The following is a 12301-nucleotide window of genomic DNA, read 5'->3' as shown; positions in this document are numbered from 1 at the left end:
CGCCCCGCGCACGGGAACTTGCCGACCCAGCCGTGGAACCCACCGCCCCGCGCACGGGAACTTGCCGGCCCAGCCGTGGAACCCACCGCGCCGGGCCGGCAACCGCGAAAACTCAGTGCGGTTCGCCCACGCAGAACTGGTTTCCCTCCGGGTCCGTGAGCACCGTCCAGGCCAGGCCGGGCACCTCGTGCTCCGCGAGCTTCGCCGCGCCCAGGCCCACCAGCCGGGCCACCTCGCCGTCCCGGTCGGTGGTCGCCAGGTCCAGGTGCAGCCGGTTCTTCCCGGCCCGCTCCTCGGGCACCTGCTGGAACCCCAGCCGCACGCCGCCCTCGCGCGCGGGCGTCAGCACCAGGTACTCGCCCCAGTCCAGGTCCACCCGCACGCCCAGCGCCGCGCACCAGAACGCCGCCATCTGCCGTGGATCCGCGCAGTCCACGGTCACCATCCCCAGTTCGAGAGTCATCTCGGCACGGTAGCGCGCCCCACCGACAATCCCGGCCCGCCCGAAAACCGCTGGACGCCCCTGACTACCCTGTTCACACCGCGTTTCGACACCGAGGAGCAGCCCAGTGATCACCAGGATGTCGTCGTTGTTCCTGCGCACGCTGCGTGAGGATCCGGCCGACGCCGAGGTTCCCAGCCACAAGCTGCTGACGCGGGCAGGCTACGTCCGCCGGGTCGCGCCGGGCGGGTACTCGTGGCTGCCGCTGGGCCTGCGGGTGCTGCGCAAGATCGAGGAGGTCGTCCGCGAGGAGATGGCCGCGATCGGCGGGCAGGAGATCCTGTTCCCCGCGCTGCTGCCGCGCGAGCCCTACGAGGCGACCGGCCGCTGGACCGAGTACGGCGACGCCCTGTTCCGCCTCAAGGACCGCAAGGGCGCCGACTACCTCCTCGGCCCGACGCACGAGGAGCTGTTCGCCCTCACCGTGAAGGGCGAGTACAGCTCGTACAAGGACTACCCGGTCATCCTGTACCAAATCCAGACCAAGTACCGCGACGAGGCGCGCCCCCGGGCCGGCATCCTGCGCGGCCGCGAGTTCGTCATGAAGGACTCCTACTCCTTCGACCTCGACGACGACGGCCTGTCCCGCTCCTACCAGCTGCACCGCGACGCCTACATCCGGATCTTCGACCGGCTGGGCCTGGAGTACGTGATCGTCGCGGCGACGTCCGGCGCGATGGGCGGCTCGGCGTCCGAGGAGTTCCTCGCCGTCGCCGAAACGGGCGAGGACACCTACGTCCGCAGCAACGCGTCCGGCTACGCGGCCAACGTCGAGGCCGTCGTCACGCCCGCGCCGCCCGCTCAGTCCATCGAGGACAAACCGCAGGCGCAGGTTCACCACACGCCGAACACGCCGACCATCCAGACGCTGGTCGACTACCTCAACGACAAGGCCGACCTTGGCCGCACCTTCACCGCCGCGGACACGCTGAAGAACGTGATGGTGAAGATCCGCCAGCCGGGCGAGAAGGACTGGCAGATCCTCGGCATCGGCATCCCCGGTGACCGCGAGGTCGACCAGAAGCGGCTCGAAGCTTCGCTGGAGCCGGCCGAGGTCGCGCTGCTCGAAGAAGCCGACTTCGCCGCCAACCCGTTCCTCGTCAAGGGCTACATCGGCCCGAAGGCGTTGCAGGACAACGGGGTCCGGTACCTGGTCGACCCGCGCGTCGTCACCGGCACGGCGTGGGTGACCGGCGCCGACAAGGCCGACCACCACGTCGTCGACCTCGTCGTGGGCCGCGACTTCCACCCGGACGGCACGATCGAGGCCGCCGAGGTGCGCGAAGGCGACGCCTCGCCCGACGGACAGGGCACGCTGGTCGCGGCGCGCGGCATCGAGATCGGGCACATCTTCCAGCTGGGCCGCAAGTACACCGACGCGTTCCAGCTGGACGCGCTCGGCGCGGACTCGAAGCCGATCCGCATCACGATGGGTTCCTACGGCGTCGGCGTGTCGCGCCTGGTCGCGGTGATCGCCGAGCAGAGCCACGACGAGCTGGGCCTGGTGTGGCCGCGTGAGGTCGCGCCGTACGACGTGCACGTGGTGATCGCGGGCAAGGACGAGTCGATCGCGGCGGGCGCGGAAAAGCTGGCCGCCGACCTCGACGCGGCCGGTGTGGAGGTCCTGCTGGACGACCGGAAGGCCACGCCGGGCGTCAAGTTCGCCGACGCGGAGCTCGTCGGGGTGCCGACGATCCTCGTGGTCGGGCGCGGCCTGGCGAAGGGCGTCGTCGAGGTGAAGGACCGCAAGACGGGCGACCGCGAGGAGATCGCGGTGGACGCGGTGGTCGACCACCTGGTCAAGCTCGTCCGCGGCTGAACCGCCTTTCCGGCAACGGGCCCGTCGCTTTTCGCGGCGGGCCCGTTGCCGTGTCGGCCCTCGCCGAACGCGGCGGCGAAGTGCGAGCTGGCGTCGTTGAGGTCGCGGTTGCCTGGCGCGGCCCGGTCGGGGCGGTCAGTTTTGGCTGAACGCGGCCGCCGGCGCGAGTGGGCGCACCGGCGGTGCCGCACGCGTGGTCGCCCCAGGCGGGCGTCCGCACTGACCCGGCGCCCAGCCGAGACGCTCAGCCCTCCCCGAAAACCGCCGCCAGCACCAGCTTCGTGTCGCTGAGATCGCGCAGCACCACCTGCGCCCCGGCCTCCCGGAGCGCGTCCGCGTCGAACCGGCCCGTCGCCACGCCCACGGCGACCGCACCGTGCTCGCGCGCCGCGTCGATGTCGTGGGGCGTGTCGCCCACCACGATGACCGACGCGGGCTCGAACGGCCGCCCGAGCGTCGCATGGGCGCGGTCGACCGCGTACGCCACCAGGTCCGGCCGGTGCGCGGACAGGTTCCCGTAGCCGCCGATCTCGAAGTCCAAGTGCGTGTGCAGCCCGAACGCGGACAGCTTGTGCCACGCGATCTCCCGCAGGTTCCCGGTCACCAGCGACTGCACGGCCCCGCCCGCCGCGGCCACCCCCGCCAGCGCCGTCGCCGCGCCCGGCAGCGCCAGGCCGCGCTTCGCCAGCTCCGGCAGCGCCAGCTCGGACACCGCGGTCAGCGCCGCCCACATCCGCTGGATCAGCTCCTCGGTCGGCTCGATCCCGTGCAGCGTCAGCACTTCCGCGGTGATCGCGCGCTCGGTCCGCCCGAAGAAGTCCGGCATCGCGGTCATCGAGACGCCGGTCACCTCCTCGAGCACCTGCCGGTACCAGCCGCGGCCCGCCCCGCGCAGGTCGATGAGGGTCTGGTCGATGTCCCACAGCACCAGCCGGTGCGCACTGCTCGTCACGTCCGCCGACGCTACCAAGACCGTTATTCATCAAGCGTTGACTTCGATCGAGCGCAGGGCTACCGTTCCCATTGAATTCAACAGTCGAAGAAATTTAGGGGAGGTCCCCATGGCTGGCACATCCCGGAGGCCGGTGGCCGGGCTGGCGGCCCTGGCCGGTGCGGTGATCGCGGTGGTGCTGGGATTCCTGACCGTCGGGGTCCAGGCGTCGGTCGAACCGGACGGGCTGCCGGTGGCGGTCGCGGTGCCGGACAACGCTCCGCCGCAGCTGCGCGCCGCGGCCGGGCAGCTCACGAGCCAGGGCGGCGAGGCCCTCAGCTGGCGGGTCACCACACCCGCCGAAGCCAGGACGCTGCTCGACGACAAGGACGTCTACGGCGTGCTGGAACTGGCGCCCGGACAGGTGGGCGTGGTGGTGTCCGGCGCTGTCAACCCGAGCGGCACCCAGGTCGTGCAACAGGCGCTCACCGGCGCCGGGCAGGCGCTGTCGACCGCGATGAGCCAGGCCACCGGCACCCCGTCCGCCCCGGTGCGGGTGGAGACCGTGCACCCGGCGAGCCCCGCGGGCCGGACGGCGCCGCTCGCGGTGAGCATCCTCGCCTGGGTCGGCAGCCTGGCCGCGGGCGCGATCCTGGTCGTCGTCGCCGAGCGGACCGGGCGGCGGATCGGCGTCGCGGCGCGCCTGACCCAGGTCGCGGTCACCGCCGTGCTGATCACCGGGGTCGCGGCCGGGTTCCTCGCGCTGTGGGACTCCTCCCTGCCGCTCGGCTGGGACGTCCTCGGCTACATCCTGCTGGTCGCCGCGGCGTTCGCGGCCGTGCAGGCCGCGTTGCTGCGCCTGCTGGGCATCCGCGCCATGGCGATCCTCGCGCCGCTCTACCTGCTCGCGCCGAACGTCGCCGGGCAGGTGCCGGAGCTGCTCAACCCGGCCTACCGGGCCCTGCTGTGGTCGTGGACGCCGTTCCGCTTCTCCACCGAGGGCACCCGCAGCCTGCTGCAGGGCACCCCGAACGCGCCGGACGTGACCACCGGCATCTGGGTGCTCGGGGCGATGCTGGTCGCCGGCCTGGTGGTCGTCCTCTGGCCCGTCCGGGCGAAGCCGGCGGCGCCGGTGGAGGCGGCGCCGGAGCTTCAGCCGGCGAGGTAGCTGAACCGGACGTGCCGGACCGGGTTGTCGATGTTGGTGTCCACCAGGCAGATCGACTGCCAGGTGCCCAGCGCCGGCGACCCGCCCAGCACGGGAACGCTCGCGTACGGCGGCACCAGCGCGGGCAGCACGTGGTCCCGGCCGTGGCCCTTGCTGCCGTGCTGGTGCCGCCACCGGTTGTCCCTGGGCAGCAGCTCGTCCAGCGCGGCGAGCAGGTCGTCGTCGCTGCCCGCGCCGGTCTCCAGGATCGCCAGGCCCGCGGTGGCGTGCGGCACGAAGACGTGCAGCAGGCCGTCCGACGCGTCCGCTTCGGCCAGGAACGCCTCGGCCTCCCTGGTCAGGTCGTGCACCACGGCGCGGCCGCCGGTCTTCACCTCGATCTCCTTGGAGTACATGCCTCCACCGTAGGCGTCCCAACGGGTGGTACGCGAAATAGCGCGGGCCGCCCGATCGCTGGACCGGGGGAGGCGAAAGGAGCGAGGCATGGTTCATCTCGCGGTGGCACTGGAGGGCGCGGGCTGGCACCCGGCCGCGTGGCGGGAGCCCGACGCGCGCCCGGACGAGCTGTTCCGCCCGCGGTACTGGGCCGATCTGGTGATCGAGGCCGAACACGGCCTGCTGGACTTCGTCACGATCGAGGACTCACTGGGCGCGCCGCGGGACGGCCGCACCGACCGGGTGGACGGCAGGCTGGACGCCGTGCTGATCGCCGCCCGCGTCGCGCCGCTGACCCGGCACATCGGGTTCCTGCCGACGGCGATCGCCACGCACACCGAACCGTTCCACCTCTCCAAGGCGATCGCGACGCTCGACTACGTGTCCACCGGGCGCGGCGGTGTGCGCGTCCGGATCGCGAGCAGCCCCGACGACGCGGCGCACTTCGGCCGCCGCGAGTTCCCGGTTCCGCTGCCCGACCTGGCCGAGGAGGCCGGCGACTGGATCGAGGTCGTGCGGCGGCTGTGGGACAGCTGGGAGGACGACGCCGAGATCCGCGACACCGCCACCGGCCGGTTCATCGACCGGGACAAGCTGCACTACATCGACTTCACCGGGCCGTTCTTCAGCGTCAAGGGCCCGTCGATCACGCCGCGCCCGCCGCAGGGCCAGCCGCCGGTCGCGGTGCTCTCGCACGTCACCGAGATCCACCGGCTCGCCGCCCGCTCGGCCGACCTCGTGTTCCTCACCCCGCAGGACGCCGACGACGCGCGCGCACTGGGGCAGGAGGTGCGCGGCCTGCGCGAGGACCTGCTGGTGTTCGGCGACGTCGTGGTGTTCCTCGACGAGACCGAGCAGGCCGCCCGCGACCGCAAGGCCCGCCTGGACGACCGCGCCGAGTTCACCTCCGACGCGCTGGTCTTCACCGGCACCCCGGCCCAGCTCGCCGACCAGCTGCTGGCCTGGCGTGACGCCGGCCTGTCCGGTTTCCGGCTGCGTCCGGGCGCCCTGCCGCACGACCTGACCGCCATCACCCGCGGGCTCGTCCCCGAACTGCAGCAGCGCGGCGCGTTCCGCCGCGAGTACGAGGCCGGCACGCTGCGGGGCCTGCTCGGCCTGGAGCGCCCCGCCAACCGCTACGCAGGAGCGACGCGATGAAGCAGATCCACTTCGCCGCGCACTTCCCCGGCGTCAACAACACGACCGTGTGGAGCGACCCGGAGGCGGGCAGCCACATCGAGTTCTCCTCGTTCACGCACCTCGCGCGGACGGCCGAGCGAGCCAAGTTCGACTTCTTCTTCCTCGCCGAAGGGCTGCGGCTGCGCGAGCACGCGGGCAAGATCTACGACCTGGACGTGGTCGGCCGCCCGGACACCTTCACCGTGCTGGCCGCGCTCGCCGCGGTCACCGACCGGCTCGGCCTGACCGGGACGATCAACTCGACGTTCAACGAGCCGTACGAGGTGGCCCGCCAGTTCGCCAGCCTCGACCACCTGTCCGAGGGGCGCGCCGGCTGGAACGTGGTCACCTCGTGGGACGCGTTCACCGGCGAGAACTTCCGCCGCGGCGGCTACCTGCCCGAGGAACAGCGTTACCAGCGCGCGAAGTTGTTCCTGCAGACGGCGTTCGAGCTGTTCGACTCCTGGGGCGCGGACGACATCGCCGCGGACAAGGCGTCCGGGGTGTTCCTGCGCAACGCCCGCGCGGGGGCGTTCGAGCACCACGACGCGCAGTTCGACATCGCGGGCCGGTTCAACGTGCCGCGCGGGCCGCAGGGCAGGCCGGTGATCCTGCAGGCAGGCGACTCGGACGAGGGCCGCGAGTTCGCCGCGGCGACGGCGGACGCGATCTTCACGCGACACGGGACGCTGGAGGCGGGGCAGAAGTTCTACGCCGACGTGAAGCGCAGGCTGCCCGCCTACGGGCGCGAGCCGCACCAGCTGCTGGTGCTCCCCGCGGCGACCTTCGTGCTCGGCGACACCGACGCGGAGGCCGAGGAGCTGGCCAACGTCGTGCGGTACCAGCAGGTGAGCGGCCAGACGGCGATCAAGTTCCTGGAGCAGGTGTGGAACCGCGACTTGTCCGGCTACGACCCGGAGGGCCCGCTGCCCGAGGTCGAGCCGGCGGTCGGCGCGGAGGCGGTGGCCAAGGGGCGCGCGCAGACGCGCATGTACCGCGACCCGGTGGCGACTGTGCGGCAATGGCGGGAGCTCGCGGAGGCGAAGAACCTGTCGATCCGGGACCTGGTGGTCGAGGTCAGCGGACGGCAGACGTTCGTCGGCTCGCCGGAGACGGTCGCGGAGGCGATCAACACGTACGTGCAGGAGGACGCGAGCGACGGGTTCATCCTGGTGCCGCACGTGACGCCCGGCGGGCTGGACCCGTTCGCGGACAAGGTGGTGCCGTTGTTGCAGGAGCGGGGCGTCTTCCGCGCCGACTACAGCGGCACCACGCTGCGGGAGCACCTCGGCATCGACCGGTGAGTCCGGGGGCCGCGCAACCACGCCGGGGCGCTTTGCTGGAGCGCCCCGGCGGCGGGAATGCTTGATGCCGGAGGGATCTGCGGCATCGCTGAGCGCGCCCTGGCGCCAGGTTGGCGCGGTCAGTGACCGGGACGATCGGAGCGCCCGGCGGCGGGAGGGCCGTATGGACCTAGGGCCCTCGTCGAGTGCGACCGGGTGTCGCGGTAGATGGTCGATGCCGCTGGGGTCTGCGGCGTCTCGCCGCCGTGGCGCCGGACGTCCCGGTCAGTTGCCGGGGCGCTTTGCTGGAGCGCCCCGGCGCGGATGTCCGGCTCAGTTCGTGGCCGCGGAGAACACCACGGGCGGCGCCTTCCGCACGCTCTTGCGTGGCGCCTTCTCCGCCGGCGCGACCTTCTTGGTGGCCGGCTTCTTGGCGGTCGCGTTCTCCTTCGCGGGCGCGGCCTTGGCGGTTGCGGTCTCGGTGGCCTTCACCTTCGCGGGCGCGGCCTCGGTGGCCTTCGCCTTGGCGGGCGCGGTCTTGGCAGCGTTCGCCTTGGCGGTTGCGGTCTCGGTGGCCTTCGCCTTGGCGCGGGACGGCTTCGCGGCGGGCGTGGTCTTCTTGGTGTTCGCCGCGGCCTTCGTGGTGATCTTCGGCGCCGGAGTGGCCTTGCGCCGGGTCGCCGGCTTCGGCGTGGTGGCCTCGGCAGCCGCCGTCTTCTTGCCCTTGGCAGCGGTGGTCTTCGGCGCCGCCGCGGTGGCCTTGCGCCGCGTGGCCGGCTTGGGCGTGGTGGCCTCGGCAGCCGCCGCCTTCTTGCCCTTGGCAGCGGTGGTCTTCGGCGCCGCCGCGGTGGCCTTGCGCCGCGTGGCCGGCTTGGGGGTGGTGGCCTCGGCAGCCGCCGCCGTCTTGCCCTTGGCAGCGCTGGCCGCCTTCGTGGTCTTGCCCGCGGCCGCCGTGCGCTTCCCAACAGCACCGGCAGCCTTCGCCCCGGTGGCGCCGGTCGCGCGGGTGCTCTTCGCCGGGGACTCCGCGGCCTTCCGCGCGGTCGCGGCACTGGAGTTCGCCGTGCGGCGCGTGCGCTTCGCCGGGGCGAGGCGGCGCGGCGGGCGCTTGCGGCCACCCGTGCGGCGGCCCGCCTGCACGTAGGTGGCCAGCAGCTCGCGCAGGCTGCCCGCGTTCGAGTCCGAGAGGTCGATGTCGTACTCGACGCCGTCCAGGCCGAACCGCACCGTCTCCGCGGCCGGTTCGCCGTTCAGGTCGTCCAGTAGTTGCACCGCGGTGTTCTTCGCCACCGATAACCTCCAGTACTTACGATTTGCCGCTGAGAATACCCGCCCCACTTGCGCCGGGCGCCGGGCTGGTGTGCGCTGTGACCCATGTCCGAGGAGACTTTTGACGTCATCGTGATCGGTGGCGGACCAGTGGGGGAGAACGCGGCGGACCGGGCGGTCAAGGGCGGCCTGTCCACCGCGCTGGTCGAGCAGGAACGGTTCGGGGGCGAGTGCTCCTACTGGGCCTGCATCCCGAGCAAAGCCTTGCTGCGACCGGGAAACGCGCTCGCCGCGGCCCGGCGGCTGCCCGGCGTTCCGGTGGGCGGAGCGCTCGACCCGGCGGCGGTGTTCGAACGCCGCGACTACTTCACCGGCAAGGGCGACGACACCGGCCAGGTCGAGTGGGCGCGCGGCGCGGGCATCACGACGATCCGCGGTCGTGGCCGCATCACCGGTGAGCGCGAGATCACTGTGGACGGCGGCCGGGTCCTGCGGGCGCGGCACGCCGTGGTGGTCTGTACCGGCAGCGTGCCGAAGACGCCGCCGATCCCGGGCCTGGACGAGGTGCCGGTGTGGGGATCCCGCGAAGCCACGTCCAGCAGCACGGTGCCGGGGAGGCTGGCCGTCGTCGGCGGCGGGGTGGTCGGCGTCGAGATGGCGCAGGCCTGGGCCCGCCTCGGCGCGCAGGTGGACCTGATCGTCACCGGCCCGCGCCCGCTGCCCCGGTACCCGGACTTCGCCGGCGACGCCGTCGCGGAGGGCTTGCGGGCCGACGGCGTGCGCGTGCACACCGACTCCGGACTGGAGCGAGCGTCCCAAGTGGACGGTGCCGCCCGCCTGGAGCTCAAGGGCGGCGCGGTCGTCACGGCCGACCAGGTGCTCGTCGCGACCGGGCGGCGTCCGGCCACCGACGACCTCGGCCTGGAGGTCATCGGTCTCGCCCCGGGCAAGCCGCTCACCGTCGACGACAGCGGTCTGGTGTCCGAAGTGGACGGCGAGTGGCTGTACGCGGCGGGTGACGTCACCGGCCGCGCGTTGCTGACGCACCAGGGCAAGTACGCCGCCCGCGTGGTCGGCGACGTGGTCTCCGCGCGGGCCACGGGCAAGCCGGTGGACACCCGCCCGTGGGGCAAGCACAGCGCCACCGCCGACCACCACGCGGTGCCGCAGGTCGTGTTCACCGACCCGGAGGTCGCGTCGGTCGGCCTGACCGAGCCGGAATCGGGCGCGCCGCACCGGGTGGTCGACATCGACATCGCCGTCGCGGGGTCGTCGCTGCACGCGGACGGCTACGCGGGCAAGGCCAGTATGATCGCCGACACCGAGCGCGAGGTGCTCGTCGGCGTCACGTTCGTCGGCCAGGACGTCGCCGAGCTGCTGCACTCGGCGACCATCGCCATCGCAGGCGAGGTGCCCCTGGGCAGGCTGTGGCACGCGGTGCCGTCGTTCCCCACGATCAGCGAGGTGTGGCTGCGGCTGCTGGAGGAGTACGGGCTCTGAAAACCGGTTGTGGGAAGGGCAGCCCTGGCCGACGCTTCGCGTGTGCGCGTTGATCATGAGCTGCCGCTCCCCGGCGGCCGGGTCCTCGCCTGGTCCGAGACCGGGCCCGGGGACGGCCCGTCGGTCCTGTTCCTGGCCGGCGCCGCGACCGGCCGGTCCATGGTCTTCGGTGACGGGTCCCGGGTCCGGCTGGTGACCGTGGACCGCCCCGGCATCGGCGCCTCGACACCCGACCCGCACCGGTCTGCGGCGTCCACCGCCGCCGACCTCGCCGCACTCGTGACGCGGCTCGCCGGGCCGGTGCCGGTCGTGGCGAACTCGCAGGCCGCGGTCTTCGGGCTCGCGGCCGCCGAGCACGGGATCGCGTCCCGGCTGCTGCTGGTGTCCCCGGCCGACGAGGTCGCCGATCCCCGGGTGTTCGCGCAGTTGCCCGGCCCGGTGCGGGACGTGGTCACGCGGGTGCGGGAGGACCCGGCGGCCGCGCGGGAGTTCTTCGCCCGGCTCGGCCCCGGTGGGATGGAACGGATGGTGCTGGACGGCTCGGATCCGGCCGACCGCGAGGTGTACCAGGACCCGGTGTTCCTGGCCCGGTACCGCGCGGCTCTGCGGGAGGGGTTCGCGAACGACGGCGCGGGCTACGCGACCGACACGATCATCGCCATGTCGCGGTGGCAGCTGGACTGGGCCGCGATCCGGGTGCCGGTGCAGGTGTGGTTCGGCGATCGGGACCGCGTGCACTCACCGGACCTCGGCGCGCTGCTCACCTCCCGGATCCCGGGCGCGCGACGCCACGTGGTGCCCGGCGCGGGCGGCGCTCTGCTGTGGACCCACGCCGAGGAGATCCTCGCCGCGGCGATCGGCTAACTGATCCGCACGCCCAGCGCGGCGCCCGCCGCACGCAGCAGGGCCGGGTCGTCCGGCGCGGACTTGCCGTCCACGTAGGCGGCCAGCACCAGCCGGACGGCTGGGCCGGAGATCGCGCTCTGGTACGCCGCGCCCGCGGTGTCCGGCTCGCGCGGCCACTGGTGCGTCTCCGTGGCGAGATCGGCGATCCCGCCGCTGCCCGGGGTGTCGGCGAGCTGCTTGAAGGCCGCGGCCTGTTCGTCGCTGCCGAAGGTGAGCACCGCGACCGACACGGCGACCGCCCGCCCGTCCACGGTGGCCTCGAAGCTGCCGCGTTCCATGCCCGCGCAACCGCTTGCCTGCAACCGCGCCTGCAGGTCGCCGTAGGCGCGGGCGGCGCAGGTGCGTTCCGTGCCGGACGCGCGCTTGGTGAACTCGATGCCCGCGACGGCCTGTTGTGCGGGAGTGACCGCGGTGGTCGGCGCGGACGCGGTGGCCGGTTCGTCGTCCCCGCCGGTCGTGACCAGCACGAGCACGACGGCCAGCAGCACCAGCGCCACCGCGATCGCCGCGACCGGCCGCCACGGCACGGGCGCGGAAGCCGGGATCGCGCGCACGGGCGCGGCCGCGGCGATCCGGGGCACCGGCATCGTCACCTCGGCGGGCGGGACGATCGGCGGCACGGCGGCGGGTTCGGCCTGGCGGTGCCGCCGGGGGCGGGGTTTGACCGGCGCCAGCTTCACCGTCGCCGACTCCTCCGTGACCGTGAAGCCTTCCGCGGCCAGTTCGTCGTCGCTGAGACCGGTGTCCGGGGCGAGCTTGCCGATCAGGGTGCGTGCCTGCGCCGGGGTGCAGGGCCATGGCGCGGGAGTCAGCGACGCGATGGCCGCGAGCAGGCTGTTCTGCGTCGGGAACAGGACGCGGACGTTGCCGGCGAGGTCGGCAGGCGGCTGCTCGATCTCCTCGACGAACGGCCCGACGGCGAGGATCGTGGCGATCGGCAGGTGCTCCGGGACGTCCGGGCGCAGCCGCTCGATGACGGCGTCGGCGAGCGCGAGGGCGTCCGCCGCGGGGTTGACGACGTCCCCGTCGGCGACGAGTGGCCAGCCGTCGGCCTTCCACTGGCCGGTCAGGGGCGCTTCGAGGCGGATCGCCGGGTCCGGCAGGTCGACGCCGATCACGACCAGGACGACGGTCGGCAGGACGACGACCGCCTCGACCGGCGGCCGGTCCGGCAGCGGCCGGGCCCCGGCCAGCGCGATACCGCCCGCGAAGTCGTCCCCGCGGCCGAGCGCGGCGAGCGCGGCCCGCACGTCGTCGGCGACGCGCGAGGGCTGTCGTTCCAGGCGGATCAGCCGCACCTCGCACCTCC

Annotated in this window: 11 protein-coding genes; 6 read left to right on the top strand and 5 right to left on the bottom strand. The window is 73.3% G+C overall.

Annotated features, from left to right (window positions below; translation table 11 throughout):
* Positions 1 to 112 precede the first annotated feature (112 nt).
* The gene (locus AMY39116_RS0336375; RefSeq protein ID WP_027936537.1) at positions 113 to 463 is read right to left on the bottom strand and encodes a VOC family protein; all 351 of its coding nucleotides are present in this window, start codon (positions 461 to 463) and stop codon (positions 113 to 115) included.
* Positions 464 to 569: 106 nt separating this feature from the next.
* Between AMY39116_RS0336375 and AMY39116_RS0336370 the strand changes: the two genes are divergently transcribed.
* Entirely contained in the window at positions 570 to 2321 is a 1752-nt protein-coding gene (locus AMY39116_RS0336370) for a proline--tRNA ligase (protein ID WP_020422510.1), read from the top strand.
* 244 nt (positions 2322 to 2565) lie between these two features.
* On the opposite strand, the gene AMY39116_RS0336365 is transcribed toward AMY39116_RS0336370, so the two are convergent.
* The gene (locus tag AMY39116_RS0336365; protein ID WP_020422509.1) at positions 2566 to 3273 is read right to left on the bottom strand and encodes a haloacid dehalogenase-like hydrolase; all 708 of its coding nucleotides are present in this window, start codon (positions 3271 to 3273) and stop codon (positions 2566 to 2568) included.
* Positions 3274 to 3382: 109 nt separating this feature from the next.
* Between AMY39116_RS0336365 and AMY39116_RS0336360 the strand changes: the two genes are divergently transcribed.
* Positions 3383 to 4420 (top strand): ABC transporter permease, encoded by a 1038-nt coding sequence (locus AMY39116_RS0336360; RefSeq protein ID WP_039791961.1) that lies wholly within the window; start codon positions 3383 to 3385, stop codon positions 4418 to 4420.
* Here AMY39116_RS0336360 and AMY39116_RS0336355 read toward each other — a convergent pair.
* The gene (locus tag AMY39116_RS0336355; protein ID WP_020422507.1) at positions 4405 to 4815 is read right to left on the bottom strand and encodes a secondary thiamine-phosphate synthase enzyme YjbQ; all 411 of its coding nucleotides are present in this window, start codon (positions 4813 to 4815) and stop codon (positions 4405 to 4407) included. The two genes, AMY39116_RS0336360 and AMY39116_RS0336355, sit on opposite strands and share 16 nt — an antisense overlap.
* Positions 4816 to 4903: 88 nt before the next feature.
* Between AMY39116_RS0336355 and AMY39116_RS0336350 the strand changes: the two genes are divergently transcribed.
* On the top strand, positions 4904 to 6013 hold the full coding sequence (locus tag AMY39116_RS0336350) for an LLM class flavin-dependent oxidoreductase (protein WP_020422506.1): 1110 nt from the start codon (positions 4904 to 4906) through the stop codon (positions 6011 to 6013).
* Positions 6010 to 7338 carry an NtaA/DmoA family FMN-dependent monooxygenase gene (locus AMY39116_RS0336345; protein ID WP_020422505.1) on the top strand — a complete coding sequence of 443 codons (1329 nt, stop codon included), beginning with the start codon at positions 6010 to 6012 and terminating at the stop codon, positions 7336 to 7338. Before AMY39116_RS0336350 ends, AMY39116_RS0336345 begins: the two co-directional genes overlap by 4 nt.
* 312 nt (positions 7339 to 7650) lie before the next feature.
* Here AMY39116_RS0336345 and AMY39116_RS47020 read toward each other — a convergent pair whose 3' ends face one another.
* Positions 7651 to 8607: an Lsr2 family protein gene (locus AMY39116_RS47020; protein WP_020422504.1), complete on the bottom strand. Its 957-nt coding sequence runs from the start codon at positions 8605 to 8607 to the stop codon at positions 7651 to 7653.
* An 84-nt stretch (positions 8608 to 8691) separates the two neighbouring features.
* On the opposite strand from AMY39116_RS47020, the gene AMY39116_RS0336335 reads away from it, so the two are divergent.
* Together AMY39116_RS0336335 and AMY39116_RS0336330 are read left to right on the top strand one after the other, a co-directional pair.
* The gene (locus AMY39116_RS0336335; RefSeq protein WP_039791960.1) at positions 8692 to 10086 is read left to right on the top strand and encodes an NAD(P)/FAD-dependent oxidoreductase; all 1395 of its coding nucleotides are present in this window, start codon (positions 8692 to 8694) and stop codon (positions 10084 to 10086) included.
* Positions 10087 to 10128: 42 nt separating this feature from the next.
* Complete coding sequence (locus AMY39116_RS0336330; RefSeq protein WP_020422502.1) at positions 10129 to 10950, top strand: alpha/beta hydrolase; 822 nt, start codon at positions 10129 to 10131, stop codon at positions 10948 to 10950.
* On the opposite strand, the gene AMY39116_RS0336325 is transcribed toward AMY39116_RS0336330, so the two are convergent.
* Positions 10947 to 12290: a hypothetical protein gene (locus AMY39116_RS0336325; protein ID WP_020422501.1), complete on the bottom strand. Its 1344-nt coding sequence runs from the start codon at positions 12288 to 12290 to the stop codon at positions 10947 to 10949. The genes AMY39116_RS0336330 and AMY39116_RS0336325 overlap by 4 nt on opposite strands.
* Between the last annotated feature and the right edge of the window lie 11 nt (positions 12291 to 12301).

It is taken from the genome of Amycolatopsis sp. ATCC 39116 (assembly GCF_000231075.2).
Taxonomy (GTDB): Bacteria; Actinomycetota; Actinomycetes; order Mycobacteriales; family Pseudonocardiaceae; genus Amycolatopsis_E; species Amycolatopsis_E tucumanensis.
This window is presented reverse-complemented; position numbering and strand designations above follow the sequence as displayed.

Excerpts from the sequence above, each read along its gene's own strand:
- AMY39116_RS0336375 (WP_027936537.1), bottom strand. The coding sequence starts at position 463 with ATGACTCTCGAACTGGGGATGGTGACCGTGGACTGCGCGGATCCACGG.
- AMY39116_RS0336360 (WP_039791961.1), top strand. The coding sequence starts at position 3,383 with ATGGCTGGCACATCCCGGAGGCCGGTGGCCGGGCTGGCGGCCCTGGCC.
- AMY39116_RS0336355 (WP_020422507.1), bottom strand. The coding sequence starts at position 4,815 with ATGTACTCCAAGGAGATCGAGGTGAAGACCGGCGGCCGCGCCGTGGTG.
- AMY39116_RS0336350 (WP_020422506.1), top strand. The coding sequence starts at position 4,904 with ATGGTTCATCTCGCGGTGGCACTGGAGGGCGCGGGCTGGCACCCGGCC.
- AMY39116_RS0336345 (WP_020422505.1), top strand. The coding sequence starts at position 6,010 with ATGAAGCAGATCCACTTCGCCGCGCACTTCCCCGGCGTCAACAACACG.
- AMY39116_RS0336335 (WP_039791960.1), top strand. The coding sequence starts at position 8,692 with ATGTCCGAGGAGACTTTTGACGTCATCGTGATCGGTGGCGGACCAGTG.